The 13,363-nt window shown below is 63.7% G+C and carries 12 protein-coding genes and 1 pseudogene; 1 reads left to right on the top strand and 12 read right to left on the bottom strand.

Features of this window, described 5'->3' with window-relative positions:
- Nucleotides 1-46 precede the first annotated feature (46 nt).
- From B7G53_RS06920 to scpA, 9 genes and pseudogenes are all read right to left on the bottom strand, one after another.
- Nucleotides 47-1,570 (bottom strand): methyl-accepting chemotaxis protein, encoded by a 1,524-nt coding sequence (locus B7G53_RS06920; protein ID WP_096665541.1) that lies wholly within the window; start codon nucleotides 1,568-1,570, stop codon nucleotides 47-49.
- 254 nt (nucleotides 1,571-1,824) lie between these two features.
- Nucleotides 1,825-2,298, bottom strand: a complete 474-nt coding sequence (locus B7G53_RS06925) for a VOC family protein (RefSeq protein WP_176491301.1) — start codon at nucleotides 2,296-2,298, stop codon at nucleotides 1,825-1,827.
- Nucleotides 2,295-2,576, bottom strand: coding sequence for a cupin domain-containing protein (locus B7G53_RS06930; protein ID WP_096665547.1), 282 nt, complete (start codon nucleotides 2,574-2,576; stop codon nucleotides 2,295-2,297). The genes B7G53_RS06925 and B7G53_RS06930 overlap by 4 nt, the downstream gene beginning before the upstream one ends.
- 18 nt (nucleotides 2,577-2,594) lie before the next feature.
- Nucleotides 2,595-4,643, bottom strand: coding sequence for an acetyl-CoA carboxylase biotin carboxylase subunit (locus tag B7G53_RS06935; protein ID WP_096665610.1), 2,049 nt, complete (start codon nucleotides 4,641-4,643; stop codon nucleotides 2,595-2,597).
- Nucleotides 4,644-4,663: 20 nt separating this feature from the next.
- Nucleotides 4,664-6,196 (bottom strand): acyl-CoA carboxylase subunit beta, encoded by a 1,533-nt coding sequence (locus B7G53_RS06940; RefSeq protein ID WP_096665550.1) that lies wholly within the window; start codon nucleotides 6,194-6,196, stop codon nucleotides 4,664-4,666.
- Between the two features lie 21 nt (nucleotides 6,197-6,217).
- Entirely contained in the window at nucleotides 6,218-7,237 is a 1,020-nt protein-coding gene (gene meaB, locus B7G53_RS06945; protein ID WP_176491305.1) for a methylmalonyl Co-A mutase-associated GTPase MeaB, read from the bottom strand.
- A gap of 276 nt (nucleotides 7,238-7,513) precedes the next feature.
- A pseudogene (locus B7G53_RS23155) lies at nucleotides 7,514-7,684 on the bottom strand (GIY-YIG nuclease family protein); the annotation flags it as partial.
- A complete protein-coding gene (locus tag B7G53_RS22455; RefSeq protein WP_141396305.1) occupies nucleotides 7,681-8,178 on the bottom strand; it encodes a hypothetical protein in 498 nt (165 codons plus the stop codon). The pseudogene B7G53_RS23155 and the gene B7G53_RS22455, both read right to left, overlap by 4 nt.
- Nucleotides 8,179-8,254: 76 nt before the next feature.
- A complete protein-coding gene (scpA, locus tag B7G53_RS06950) occupies nucleotides 8,255-10,423 on the bottom strand; it encodes a methylmalonyl-CoA mutase (RefSeq protein WP_096665556.1) in 2,169 nt (722 codons plus the stop codon).
- 141 nt (nucleotides 10,424-10,564) lie between these two features.
- Between scpA and B7G53_RS06955 the strand changes: the two genes are divergently transcribed.
- Nucleotides 10,565-11,200 carry a GntR family transcriptional regulator gene (locus B7G53_RS06955; protein WP_096665559.1) on the top strand — a complete coding sequence of 212 codons (636 nt, stop codon included), beginning with the start codon at nucleotides 10,565-10,567 and terminating at the stop codon, nucleotides 11,198-11,200.
- Here B7G53_RS06955 and B7G53_RS06960 read toward each other — a convergent pair.
- From B7G53_RS06960 to B7G53_RS22995, 3 genes are all read right to left on the bottom strand, one after another.
- The gene (locus B7G53_RS06960) at nucleotides 11,172-12,104 is read right to left on the bottom strand and encodes a DMT family transporter (protein ID WP_096665562.1); all 933 of its coding nucleotides are present in this window, start codon (nucleotides 12,102-12,104) and stop codon (nucleotides 11,172-11,174) included. The two genes, B7G53_RS06955 and B7G53_RS06960, sit on opposite strands and share 29 nt — an antisense overlap.
- A complete protein-coding gene (gene dusA / locus B7G53_RS06965; RefSeq protein ID WP_255249927.1) occupies nucleotides 12,097-13,128 on the bottom strand; it encodes a tRNA dihydrouridine(20/20a) synthase DusA in 1,032 nt (343 codons plus the stop codon). The genes B7G53_RS06960 and dusA overlap by 8 nt, the downstream gene beginning before the upstream one ends.
- A gap of 42 nt (nucleotides 13,129-13,170) precedes the next feature.
- Nucleotides 13,171-13,363, bottom strand: a 193-nt coding sequence (locus tag B7G53_RS22995; protein ID WP_217992596.1) for a hypothetical protein, incomplete at its 5' end; no start/stop codon positions are given.

Here is a 13,363-nt window from a genome sequence, read left to right on the forward strand (position 1 = left end):
TCTCGGGTAAATCCCTCGGTCCCTCCTCCGGCCCGTTGTGCCGGCATCAGCCCGCCACCAGGTTTTTGTAGACACCGCAGCCCACGAACACATCGTCCACCTGCTGGACAAAGGACATCTTGGCCTGCACCTTGCCCGTGGTCGGGTTGGTGATGCCGTACTCCACCCAGCCCGGCTCGTGGCCGGCCTGGTCGATGATGGACTGGAGCAATTGCCCGCCATCGATGCCGGGGATGTCCTGCACCCGGGTGCCAATCTTGGACGGGTTGCCGCCGAAGGCCAGGTAGGTGCCCTGGCTGTCGAGCGCAAAAACATACATGTCGCGGTCGTGAAACCCCCTGGCGGGCAGGGTCAGCTCGCGCAGGAAGGCGTCTCGCGAGGTGCGTTGGCGGTGCGCCACGGCACGCGCCACCAGCGCCACCGCCTCTTCGGCCGACCCCTGCTGCAGCTTGAACGACGCCACCGACTGCACCAGTGTGCCGGCCCGCGTCTCCAGGTTGCCCGCCTGCGTGACCGCGCGCCCCACCATCCGGGCATTGCTCTGGGTGATTTCGTCGAGCTGGTGCACGGCCGAGGTGATTTCGGTCAGCCCGGTACTCTGCTCGGCACTGGAGGCCGAGATCTGGGCCATGTTGGCCGCCACGTCGCGGATGCCCGAAACGATCTGGTTCATGTTCGAACCCGCCGCACGGATTTTTTCCGCACTGGCTGCCACCTGGCCCGACGACACCCCGATCAGCTGGCGGATTTCCCGGGCCGAGTCGGCCGAACGCTGCGCCAGTGAGCGCACCTCGCTGGCCACCACCGCAAAGCCGCGGCCCGACTCGCCGGCACGCGCCGCCTCCACGGCCGCATTGAGCGCCAGGATGTTGGTCTGGAACGCCAGCCCGTCGATCACCCCCACGATGTCGCCCATGCGTTTGGCACTGCCCTGCACGGCCTCCACCGACTCGATGGCCTGGGCCATGGCCGCCGCGCCCTGCTCGGCCACATCCCGCACCTGGGCGGCCCGGTCACTGGCCTGGCCAGCCATGCCGGCATTGGCCTGAACCGTGGACGACAGCTGTTCCACGCTGGCGGCCGTTTCTTCCAGGCTGGCCGCCTGCTGCTCGGTGCGGTCCGACAGGTCCCGGTTGCCCATGGCCATGCTTTGGCCGGAATGGGCGACAAAAGCGGCGTTGCTGCGTACATTGGCCACCATGCCGGACAGCGTGCGGCCCAACTCGCCCATGGCCTGGGCCAACTCGCCGGCCTCGTCGGGGCCGCGTCGCGTCAGGTTCAGACGCAAATCGCCGGCCACCAGCTGCCGGGTCGCCAGGATCACCTGCTGCAGATCCTGCGCAAGGCTGCGGTGAAAAGCCAGCAAAAAATACAGCAGCACCAGCAGCCCCACGCCGCCGGTGGCAAGCACGCTGAGCGGACGGCTGAAGCTGCCGCTGCCCAGCAGGAGCTGCAGCGCCAGCACCAGCAGCGGCAGCGCCGCCACAAACCCAAGCAGGGCCAGCTTGCCTGCCAGACGCAGCCGACGCAGCAAGCAGGTGGCGGGATGAAGCAGCTTGCCAAATATCATGAGGATTCTCCGGAGTCGCGGCTTGAGAACCGGCATGGGGTGCCGCTGCGCCGGCCCGGTAACTGTCGCCAGGGACCCGCGTGACACGCACCCGCACGACCGTGCGTACACAGAGAACCGGTAGCATGCATCGCCCGGCAGCCAGCCAGCCCCAGCCCGGTTACAGTGCCGCACCAACGGTTCAGGGTGCTCTGACTTAACGGCGGCGGAAGCGGGAACCTGAAGCCGGGTTATCCCGAAGGGTGCGCTTCTTTTCAGCCAGCCAGCCTGGCAAAGGCCTGGACCACCTCGGGCGGCGCCTGCACCAGCTCGATCAGCACGCCCTCCCCGGCCACCGGAAACTCCTCGTTGGCCTTGGGATGGAGGAAGCAGATGTCAAAACCCGCCGCCCCCTGGCGGATGCCGCCCGGGGCGAAACGCGCGCCTTGCGCCGTCAACCAGGCCACGGCGCTGGGCAGGTCGTCGATCCACAGGCCGACGTGGTTCAGCGGTGTGCTGTGAACCGCCGGTTTTTTGTCCGGGTCCAGCGGCTGCATCAGGTCCACCTCGACCTTGAATGGCCCGCTGCCGATGGCGCAGATGTCTTCATCGACATTTTCACGCTCGCTGACAAAGTTGCCGGTGACCTCCAGCCCCAGCATGTCCACCCACAGGGTGCGCAGGCGGTCCTTGCTGGTACCGCCAATCGCGATTTGCTGGATGCCCAGTACCTTGAAGGGCCGGTTCATGAGGCAGCGGCCGCGCGGCGGCCGACCCGGTAAGTCACGCCATGGGGGCCGGCGCATTCCAGGTGCGGCGTCCCCGCCGCCAGCCGGAAGACATCGCCCGCGACGTAGGTGCTGGACACACCCGCCACCACCAGGGTGATCTGCCCATCGGTGACCAGCGCACAGGCATCAAACGGGTGCTGGTGTTCACCCAGCTGGTAACCCGCCGGCCGGTCGATGGTGGTGATCTCGCTGAAACGCTCGGTTTTCAGCAGGGCTTCAAATGCTTGTGGGTTCATGGCGTCTCCCGGTTCAGCTCAGACAAACTCGACAATCGGCTGGTCCACGGCGAGCGACTCGCCCTTGGCGGCCAGCACCTTGCCCACCACGCCGTCGGCGGTGGCAAACAGCACGTTTTCCATCTTCATGGCCTCGATCACCGCCACGCGTTCGCCGGCCTGCACCTTCTGGCCCGGCTGTACCGCAACCTCGACCAGCAGGCCGGGCATGGGCGAGAGCACAAAGCGGCTCATGTCCGGCGGCGCCTTGTAAGGCATCAACGCGTGCAGCTGGGCGGCGCGCGGCGACAGCACCAGCGTGTCCAGCCGCGTGCCGTTGTGCGCGATGCGGATGGCCAGAGGATTGCGGCCCACCCCGCGCTCGACCTGGGCGGCAAAGGGCTGGCCATTGACCGTGCCGCGGATGCGGGCACCGCCCAGATGCCATCTGCTACATATTTCATAGCGCTTCCCGCCCGCCTCTATGGCGCTGGAGCCCGATTCGGCTTGAAAATCCCGCACCGTCACCGCTTCGTGGACGTTTTTTCCAGCTTCCCCCAGGCCGATGACCACAAACTCTTCAGCGACCGTCACCCCGTGCCCCGGCAACTGGCCGCTGATGCCCGCGGCGCGGCCCAGCAGGCGGCGGTTCACATAGGCGGCCAGCGCCACCAGGAAACCGGCATCGTCATGCGGCACGTCTTCGGCGCGGAAACCCTGGGCGTAGTTTTCGGCGATGAAGCCGGTGTTGAAGTCGCCGGCGACAAACTTCGGGTGCGCCAGCAGCGCCGCCTGGAACGGAATGTTGCTGGACACGCCGCGAATCACAAAGCTGTTCAGGGCCTCGCGCATCTTGGCAATCGCGTCAAGGCGATCGGTGCCGTGAACGATGAGCTTGGCAATCATCGAGTCGTAAAACATCGGGATCTCGCCACCGTCCTGCACGCCGGTATCGACCCGTACGCCGAACAGCTGCGCGGTCTCCGCCGCAAACATGTCCTGCCGGGGCGGCTGGAAACGCACCAGCCGGCCGGTGGACGGCAGGAAATTGCGGAACGGGTCTTCGGCATTGATCCGGCACTCGATGGCCCAACCCTCGCGTTTGACGTCCTTCTGCGCCAGCGGCAGCTTTTCACCGGCCGCCACGCGGATCATGAGTTCGACCAAGTCCAGCCCGGTGATGCATTCGGTCACCGGATGCTCGACCTGCAGCCGCGTGTTCATCTCGAGGAAGTAAAAGCTCTGGTCCTTGCCGACCACAAACTCGACCGTGCCAGCCGACTCGTAGTTGACGGCCTTGGCCAGCGCCACGGCCTGTTCACCCATGGCTTTTCGCGTGGCTTCGCTGATGAAGGGCGACGGCGCCTCCTCGATCACCTTCTGGTGACGGCGCTGGATCGAGCATTCCCGCTCGTTGAGGTAAATCACATTGCCGTGGCTGTCGCCGATCAGCTGGATCTCGATGTGGCGCGGCTCCTCGACAAACTTCTCGATGAAAACGCGGTCGTCGCCAAAGCTGTTGCGCGCCTCGTTGCGGCAGGAGGTGAAGCCTTCAAAGGCTTCCTTGTCGTTGAAGGCCACACGCAGGCCCTTGCCACCACCGCCGGCACTGGCCTTGATCATCACCGGGTAACCGATGCCCTTGGCGATCTCGACCGCCTTCTCAGCCGTTTCGATGGCATCGTTGACGCCGGGAATGCAGTTGACACCCGCCGCACCGGCGAGCTTTTTCGACTCGATCTTGTCGCCCATCGCGGCGATCGAATAATGCTTGGGGCCGATGAACACCAGGCCCTCTTCTTCGACCCGCTTGGCAAAGCCGGCGTTTTCGCTGAGAAAACCGTAGCCCGGGTGAATCGCCTGCGCGCCCGTCTGTTTGGCCGCCGCAATGATCTTGTCGGCCTGCAGGTAGCTGTCCCGGCTGGGCGCCGGCCCGATGTGCACCGCCTCGTCGGCCAGCTCGACATGGCGCGCGTCCTTGTCGGCGTCGGAATAAACCGCCACGGTCTTGATGCCCATCTTGCGGGCGGTCTGGATGACGCGGCAGGCGATTTCGCCCCGATTCGCGATCAGTATTTTGGTAAACATGTTGTTGTTCTCCGTTCGGCTCACAGCGGAATGTTCCCGTGCTTGCGCCACGGGTTTTCCAGTTTCTTGTCCTTGAGCATCACCAGCGAGCGGCAGATGCGCTTGCGGGTTTCGTGCGGCAGGATCACGTCGTCGATGAAACCGCGTGCACCGGCCACAAAAGGGTTGGCAAAACGCGCCTTGTACTCCGCCTCTTTCGCGGCCAGCTTGACCGGGTCGCCCTTGTCTTCGCGGAAGATGATTTCGACGGCGCCCTTGGCGCCCATCACCGCAATCTCGGCATTCGGCCAGGCGAAGTTGACGTCGCCGCGCAGGTGTTTGGAGCTCATCACGTCGTAGGCGCCGCCATAGGCCTTGCGCGTGATCACGGTGATTTTCGGCACGGTGCATTCGGCATAGGCATACAACAGCTTCGCGCCGTGTTTGATGATGCCGCCGTACTCCTGTGATGTGCCGGGCATGAAGCCGGGCACGTCGACAAAGGTGATCACCGGGATGTTGAAGGCATCGCAAAAACGCACGAAGCGCGCCGCCTTGATGCTGCTCTTGATGTCCAGGCAGCCGGCGAGCACCAGCGGCTGGTTGGCAACGATGCCAACGGACTGGCCTTCCATGCGGGCAAAACCGATGATGATGTTCTTGGCGTACTCGGGCTGGATCTCGAAAAAGTCGCCGTCGTCCACCGTCTTGGTGATCAGCTCCTTCATGTCATAGGGCTTGTTCGGGTTCTCGGGCACCAGCGTGTCCAGGCTCAGGTCCATGCGGCCGGCCGGGTCGGCACTGGGCCGCACCGGGGCTTTTTCGCGGTTGTTCAGCGGCAGGTAGTTGTAGAGCCGGCGCAGCATCAAGAGCGCCTCCACGTCATTCTCAAACGCCAGGTCGGCCACGCCGCTGCGTGTCGTGTGGGTGGTCGCGCCACCGAGCTCCTCGGCCGTTACTTCCTCGTGCGTCACGGTTTTGACCACTTCGGGGCCGGTGACAAACATGTAGGAGCTGTCTTTCACCATGAAGATGAAGTCGGTCATGGCCGGCGAGTACACCGCGCCGCCCGCGCTGGGGCCCATGATCATGCTGATCTGCGGCACCACGCCCGAGGCCATCACATTGCGCTGGAACACATCGGCATACCCGCCCAGCGAGGCCACCCCTTCCTGGATGCGCGCACCGCCGGAATCGTTGAGGCCGATCACCGGCGCGCCCACCTTCATGGCCTGGTCCATCACCTTGCAGATCTTCTCGGCATGGGCCTCGGACAGCGCGCCACCGAACACGGTGAAATCCTGGCTGAAGACAAACACCAGGCGGCCGTTGATCATGCCGTAGCCGGTCACCACGCCGTCACCGGGGATCTTGTTGTCCTCCATGCCGAAGTCGGTGCAGCGGTGCTCGACAAACATGTCCCATTCTTCAAACGTGCCTTCGTCGAGCAGCAGTTCCAGCCGCTCGCGCGCCGTGAGTTTGCCTTTGCCGTGCTGGGCGTCGATGCGTTTCTGCCCTCCACCCAGGCGGGCCGCGGCGCGTTTTTTTTCGAGTTGTTCAAGAATGTCTTGCATGGTTTGCTTTCTATATGCTCTTTATTTGATAGCTGTCGTCGCCCGCCCTGATTGGGCTGCAAGCAGATGTCGTGCTGCGGTGGAGGCCGGGATGCGGCCGCTTTCGACATCGGCCACCAGGGTCGGCAGCAAGGCACTGACCGCCGGGTCCTGCCGGAAAGCCTGCTTGAGCCCGGCGTCGATGCGCTCCCACATCCACGCGAGCGACTGGTGCCGGCGGCGCTCGGCCAGCCGGCCGTTGGCAGTCTGGATGTTCCTGAACTGCGTCACCGCCGCCCAGAAGGCATCGACCCCCTGGTTGTGCAGCGCGCTGAGTTGGATCACCTGGGGGTGCCAGAAGGTGTCGTAGGTCGCGGCCTGGGCCTGCCCCATCGCGTTGTTGACCAGCCCGAACAGGCGCATGGCCGAGGCAATCTGCGCCTGCGCACGCATCGCGGCATCGGCGTCGATGTCGGCCTTGTTGATGACAACCAGGTCGGCCAGTTCCATCACGCCCTTCTTGATCGCCTGCAGGTCGTCGCCGGCATTGGGCAGTTGCATCAGCACAAACATGTCGGTCATGTTGGCCACCGCGGTTTCGCTCTGGCCGACACCCACGGTCTCGACAATCACAATGTCATAACCGGCGGCCTCGCAGACCAGCATGGCCTCGCGGGTTTTTTCCGCCACGCCGCCCAGGGTGCCGCTGGACGGGCTGGGGCGGATGTAGGCGCGTTCGTGCACCGACAGCTGTTCCATGCGTGTCTTGTCGCCGAGGATGGAGCCGCCCGAGACGCTCGACGACGGGTCGATGGTCAGCACGGCCACGCGGTGGCCCTGCGCGATCAGGTAAAGGCCCAACACCTCGATGAAGGTGGATTTTCCGACGCCGGGCACACCACTGATGCCCAGGCGGAAGGCCTTGCCGGTGTGCGGCAACAAGGCCGTCAGCAGTTCGTCGCCCTGCGCGCGATGATCGCCGCGCGTGGATTCGAGCAGTGTGATGGCTTTGGCAATGGCGCGGCGCTGCGCGGCGGCGTCGCCGTGCAGAATTCCGTGCAGAAGAGCAGCCCCGGCAACCGTCCCCGCCCGTTCGGGCTGAGTTCGTCGAAGCCGCCCGTCCTGAGCGGAGTCGAAGGAAGCCTGTCGAAGCCTTGCATCACTTTCAACCCCTTCGACCCCTTCGTCGGAGCTCAGAACCGGCAGCTCACGGCGAATGGCTTTTTTCGATTTGGCAAGCGCCTGAATCTTGTCCCAATTCCCGGCAATCAATGCTTCTTTCTTGGCCCGCGACCAGCCTTTGACTTGTTGCTCGAACGCAATCGCGCCTTCGCGGGTTTCGAACTCACCTTGCCACATCAATTCAACGGGTTTGCGAGTCGCCGTATAGCCGGTATCCGCTGCTTGGTGCTGCTGCATACGCAATTCAAGGTTATCCGTGTGCCCGCAATAGTAGGAGCTGTCTGAGCAACGCAAGAGATAGACAAAAAAAGGACGCATGTCTTTCATTTCCAGTGCTTCGGATCGCTTTGAAACTTGTCTGCTTCCAATCGCCGCAGCTCACTGAAAAATTCGTTCGACTGCTCACTTGTGCGCGTTTTCACTTCTCCCCACGCTCGATAAAAAGCCGGTAATGACAAATTAAAACGCATGCCCATGCACCAATTTTTCCAAGCCACATCGCCTATGCGGTCCTGTCGCCTCAACATAATTTGCGTATTACTAAGATCAAAATATCGGAAAAACTCATCAAACGCCTTCTGGTATTCAGAATCATCCAAATCAGAATCAAGCAATGCTTTCGTAGGAATTTCCTTAACTAAATCTCGATATTCTTTTTCAAGATCATCTTCAAAAGCCAACTGGGCGATTCTCTTGGCAAGGCTTAGTTGCCTCCAAACAAGAAATAAACCCAAAACGGAAACAACTGCAGCCATTGCAGAAATCCACTCCGGCGGTTTATCTCGAATTGAATCTGTCAGCCAAACAAGATCGAGATTCATTTGGATGGTTTCTGGTGAAAGGCTTCGACAGGCTCAGCCCGAACGGTTTTCAGAGTGACGCAGAGCAAGGGCCGAGTCACTTCAGCGCAGCCTTGATCTGCTCGAGCACATCCTTGGCACTGGCCGGAATCGGCGTGCCTGGGCCGTAAATGCCTTTCACGCCCGCCTCATAAAGCATGTCGTAGTCCTGGCGCGGAATCACGCCGCCGACAAACACGATGATGTCGTCGGCGCCCTGCTTCTTGAGCTCGGCGATGATGGCCGGCACCAGCGTCTTGTGGCCGGCGGCCAGCGTCGATACCCCCACCGCGTGCACATCGTTTTCAATCGCCTGGCGCGCGCATTCTTCGGGTGTCTGGAACAACGGCCCCATGTCCACGTCGAAACCGAGGTCGGCAAAAGCCGTGGCCACCACCTTGGCGCCGCGGTCATGGCCGTCTTGGCCCAGCTTGGAAATCATCACGCGCGGGCGCCGGCCCTGGGCTTCGGCAAAGGCGTTGATTTCAGACTTGAGGTTTTCCCAGCCTTCGGCCGAGTCATAAGCAGCAGCGTACACACCGGTCACCTTTTGTGTATCGGCGCGATGGCGCCCGTAAACTTTTTCCAGCGCATCGCTGACCTCGCCCACCGTGGCACGCAGGCGCATGGCCTTGATGCATAAATCGAGCAGATTGCCGTCGCCCTTTTCAGCGGCGGCCGTCAGGGCATCCAGCGCGGCCTGCACCGCCGCCGGGTCGCGGCTGGCGCGGATGGATTTCAGACGGGTGATCTGCCCGTCGCGCACCGCCACGTTGTCGATGTCACGGGTTTCAATCGCATCTTCTGTCTTGAGTTTGTACTTGTTGACGCCGACGATGACGTCCTTGCCGCTGTCGATGCGCGCCTGCTTTTCGGCGGCCGCCGCCTCGATCTTGAGCTTGGCCCAGCCGCTGTCCACGGCCTTGGTCATGCCGCCCATGGCATCGACCTCTTCGATGATGGCCCAGGCGGCGTCGGCCATGTCCTGCGTGAGCTTTTCCATCATGTAGCTGCCGGCCCAGGGGTCGATCACGTTGGGGATGTGGGTTTCTTCCTGGATGATGAGCTGGGTGTTGCGCGCGATGCGCGAGGAAAACTCGGTCGGCAGCGCGATCGCCTCGTCAAAGCTGTTGGTGTGCAGGCTTTGCGTGCCGCCAAAGACCGCGGCCATGGCCTCGATGGTGGTGCGCACCACGTTGTTGTAGGGGTCCTGCTCGGTCAGGCTCCAGCCGCTGGTCTGGCAATGCGTGCGCAACATCAGGCTCTTCGGGCTCTTGGCGTTGAACTCCTTCATGATGCGGCACCAAAGCAGGCGCGCCGCGCGCATCTTGGCCACTTCGAGGTAGAAGTTCATGCCAATGGCCCAGAAGAAGCTCAGGCGCCCGGCAAAACCGTCGACGTCCAGGCCCTTGGCAATCGCCGTCTTCACATACTCCTTGCCGTCGGCCAGCGTGAACGCCAATTCCAGCGCCTGGTTGGCGCCGGCTTCCTGCATGTGGTAGCCGCTGATGGAGATCGAGTTGAACTTCGGCATGTGTTTGGCCGTGTACTCGATGATGTCGCCGATGATGCGTATGCTGGGCGCCGGTGGGTAGATGTAGGTGTTGCGCACCATGAACTCTTTGAGGATGTCGTTCTGGATGGTGCCGCTGAGCTGGTCCTGCGCCACGCCCTGCTCTTCGGCCGCGACCACATAACCGGCCAGCACCGGCAGCACCGCGCCGTTCATGGTCATGGACACCGACACCTTGTCCAGCGGGATCTGGTCGAACAGGATTTTCATGTCCTCGACGCTGTCGATCGCCACGCCGGCCTTGCCGACGTCACCGGTGACACGCGGATGGTCGCTGTCGTAGCCGCGGTGCGTGGCTAGGTCGAACGCAACCGACACACCCTGCCCGCCGGCGGCCAGCGCCTTGCGGTAAAAGGCATTCGATTCTTCCGCCGTCGAAAAACCCGCGTACTGGCGGATGGTCCAGGGCCGTACCGCGTACATGGTGGCCTGCGGGCCGCGGATAAAGGGCTCGAAACCCGGCAGCGTGTTGGTGTAAGGCAGGTCCTTGACGTCTTCCGCGGTATACAGCGGCTTGACGCTGATGCCGTCGGGGGTCTGCCAGTTCAGCGCGTTGACGTCACCGCCGGGCGCCGATTTGGCGGCCGCCTTGGCCCAGGCCTCCAGGCTGGCGGAGGCAAATTCAGGACTGGAGGAAGGTTTGGGGGTGCTCATGGCGCGTGCTTCGATGGGGTTGGGCAGGCAACCTGCCGATTCGGCAATTTTACATTATTTATAATTATTGATGCAAAATTTAGTTTCGGATAAGATTGCGTTGTCCAGCCCTCCGGCTGTCATTGACACCCTTACAAGACCATGGCCGCTGTTTCACTGACCCCCCGCGCACTTTACGAAGAGGTGGCGGAGCTTTTGCGCCAGCGTATTTTCAGCCGTGAATTGGCGCCCGGCAGCTGGATCGACGAACTCAAGCTGGCCGAGGAATACGGCATCAGCCGCACGCCGCTGCGCGAGGCTCTGAAAGTGCTGGCCACCGAAGGCCTGGTGACCATGAAGGTGCGGCGTGGCGCCTACGTCACCGAGGTGTCGGAACGCGACTTGGCCGATGTTTACCACCTGCTCTCGCTGCTGGAAAGCGACGCCGCGGGCGTGGTGGCGGCCCAGGCCACCGAAGCCCAGTTGCAGGAGCTGAAAAACCTGCACAGCGAGCTCGAACAAGCCGTGGGCAACCGCGAGCGTTTTTTCCAGATCAACGAAACCTTTCACATGCGCCTGCTGGAAATCGCCAACAACCGCTGGCGCGACCAGATGGTGGCCGACCTGCGCAAGGTCATGAAGCTCAACCGCCACAACTCACTGCTCAAAAGCGGCCGCATCGAAGAGTCCTTGGCCGAACACCGCGCCATCATGGCGGCGCTGGCCGCACGCGATGCCGATGCCACCGTGCAGCGCATGCGCGAACATTTCAGGAACGGGCTGGAAGCGGCGGCTTGACAGGCTGTTTGATCGGTCGCGTGACCAGAAACACCCCCGGCAGGATCAGCAACGCACCCACCGCATGGTGCCAGCCCGGTGGCTCCCCAAGCAGCCAGGCGGCAGCCGCCGCGTAAAGCGGGCCGAGGTACAACGCCACGGCCACCCGGCTGGCCCCGAGGATCTTCTGCGCCCAGCCATAGATCCAGTAGGCGCCCACGCCGGGAATCAGCGCGGCCACCAGCACCAGCAGCAAGGCCTGGCCACCCAGGGCGTCCGCGCCGGGCCGCGTCGCCTCCCACACGGCCGGGGGCAGCAGCACCAGGGTGCCGCCGAGACAGATCGCGGCCAGCCGCGCCGTCGCGCTCAGCGAACTGGGCCACCTTTTCTGCAGCAGCGCATAAGCCGCCCAGGACACGGTGGCCGCCAGAATCCAGGCATCGCCGGCCACAAACTGCACGTCGGCCAGGGCCGTCCAGCGCCCCTTGACGACCACGTGAACCACGCCCGTCAGCGCCAGCAGCACGCCGGCCGCCTGCCGCGCGCCAAAACCCTCGCCCAGCCACCACATGGCCCCCAGGGCGATCAGCACCGGGGAAGCCGAATAAATCAGCGCAATGTTCATGGCCCCGGTGGAGCGCGCGCCCTCATACACCCAGGCACCGCAAATCAGCATGCCGAGAATGCCGAGCACCAGGTATTGCCGCCAGGCCCGCGTGATCGCCGCCCGTTGCTGCCACAGCTCCGCCCGCGTGATCAGCACCAGGATCAGGGCGGCCAGGCCCCAGCGGCCCAAGGCCAGCATGTAGGGCCCGATGACGCCGGGCGCCTTGCGCGCCACGATGTAGTTGACGGCCCAGAGCGCCGGCACCAGCCACAGCAGCAGCAGCGCCCGGCGCGTCTCGCGCTGCGCGGCGTCAGACATGCGCCGGCACCGCCACCTGCAATGAAGATTCAGCGCTTTCGCCCGCAGCGCCTGGCGCATGGGCCAGCGCCATCACCTCGCGCGGGTGCAGGCTCTTGAGCTTGTGGTCGCTCCAGACCTGGCGCCAGCGCCGCGAACCGGGCAGGCCATGGCGCAGGCCCAGCATGTGGCGGGCGATCGTCGGCCAGGGCGTGCCGTGTGAGGTGAACTCCCTGGCCATGTAGTCGGCCATCTGCGCCTCGACGGACTCGCGGGTCGCCTCGCTGTGCGCCGCGCCGAAAAAGGCCTCGTCCCAGGAGGCCAGCCACCAGGGGTTGTGATACGCCTCGCGACCGATCATCACGCCGTCGAGTTCGCGCAGTTGCGCTGCCACCTGCTCGCCGGTGGTGATGCCACCGTTGATGACGATGGTGAGCGCCGGAAACTCGCGCTTGAGCCGGTGAACCATCTCATACCGCAGCGGCGGCACCTCGCGGTTTTCCTTCGGGCTCAGGCCCTTGAGCCAGGCATTGCGCGCATGCACGATGAAGGTCGTGCAGCCGGCTTCGCTGACGACACCGACAAAGTCGCGCACGAAGTCGTAGCTCTCGCCCTTGTCGATGCCGATGCGGTGCTTGACGGTGACCGGCACCTTCACCACGTCCACCATGGCCTTGACGCAATCGGCCACCAGTTGCGGCTCGGCCATCAGGCAGGCGCCGAAAGCGCCGCGCTGCACACGCTCGCTGGGGCAACCGCAATTAAGGTTGATTTCGTCGTAGCCCCATTGCTCGCCGAGCCGGGCGCAGTGCGCCAGATCGGCCGGCTCGCTGCCGCCCAGTTGCAGCGCCACCGGGTGTTCTTCGGCGTTGAAACGCAGGTGCCGCGCCACGTCACCATGGATCAGCGCGCCGGTGGTCACCATTTCGGTGTACAGCAGGGCATGGCGTGACAGCAGGCGATGAAAATAGCGGCAATGCCGGTCGGTCCAGTCCATCATCGGGGCCACGCTGAGGCGGTGTGCGGGGAAAGAGCCGGAATTCATGGTGGAAGGAGCGGATTCAGGGGGCATGGAGGCCATAGTTTCTCATGCGGGCATGACCGACGCCGCTGCAAGGTTGCGAAATTGCTGCACCAAAGGGTAGGCACCCACACCGGCAGCCGTGCGCAAGCCGGATAATGGCAGCCTGGGCCGCACCTGCGCCGACCTCCCCAACACCAAGCCATGACCAAGACCGACCTGCCCCTGCGGATGAACCACCCCCACAGCCCCCCGGAAC

Origin of the sequence: Polaromonas sp. AET17H-212 (genome assembly GCF_002379085.1) — a bacterium.
In the GTDB taxonomy this organism is placed as follows: Bacteria; Pseudomonadota; Gammaproteobacteria; order Burkholderiales; family Burkholderiaceae_C; genus Polaromonas.

What these genes read in the sequence shown, in the direction of transcription:
- B7G53_RS22455 (WP_141396305.1), bottom strand. Translation starts at nt 8,178, where the DNA reads ATGAATCTCGATCTTGTTTGGCTGACAGATTCAATTCGAGATAAACCG.
- B7G53_RS06935 (WP_096665610.1), bottom strand. Translation starts at nt 4,643, where the DNA reads ATGTTTACCAAAATACTGATCGCGAATCGGGGCGAAATCGCCTGCCGC.
- B7G53_RS06955 (WP_096665559.1), top strand. Translation starts at nt 10,565, where the DNA reads ATGGCCGCTGTTTCACTGACCCCCCGCGCACTTTACGAAGAGGTGGCG.
- B7G53_RS06960 (WP_096665562.1), bottom strand. Translation starts at nt 12,104, where the DNA reads ATGTCTGACGCCGCGCAGCGCGAGACGCGCCGGGCGCTGCTGCTGCTG.
- B7G53_RS06940 (WP_096665550.1), bottom strand. Translation starts at nt 6,196, where the DNA reads ATGCAAGACATTCTTGAACAACTCGAAAAAAAACGCGCCGCGGCCCGC.
- dusA (WP_255249927.1), bottom strand. Translation starts at nt 13,128, where the DNA reads ATGAATTCCGGCTCTTTCCCCGCACACCGCCTCAGCGTGGCCCCGATG.
- scpA (WP_096665556.1), bottom strand. Translation starts at nt 10,423, where the DNA reads ATGAGCACCCCCAAACCTTCCTCCAGTCCTGAATTTGCCTCCGCCAGC.
- B7G53_RS06925 (WP_176491301.1), bottom strand. Translation starts at nt 2,298, where the DNA reads ATGAACCGGCCCTTCAAGGTACTGGGCATCCAGCAAATCGCGATTGGC.
- B7G53_RS06920 (WP_096665541.1), bottom strand. Translation starts at nt 1,570, where the DNA reads ATGATATTTGGCAAGCTGCTTCATCCCGCCACCTGCTTGCTGCGTCGG.
- B7G53_RS06930 (WP_096665547.1), bottom strand. Translation starts at nt 2,576, where the DNA reads ATGAACCCACAAGCATTTGAAGCCCTGCTGAAAACCGAGCGTTTCAGC.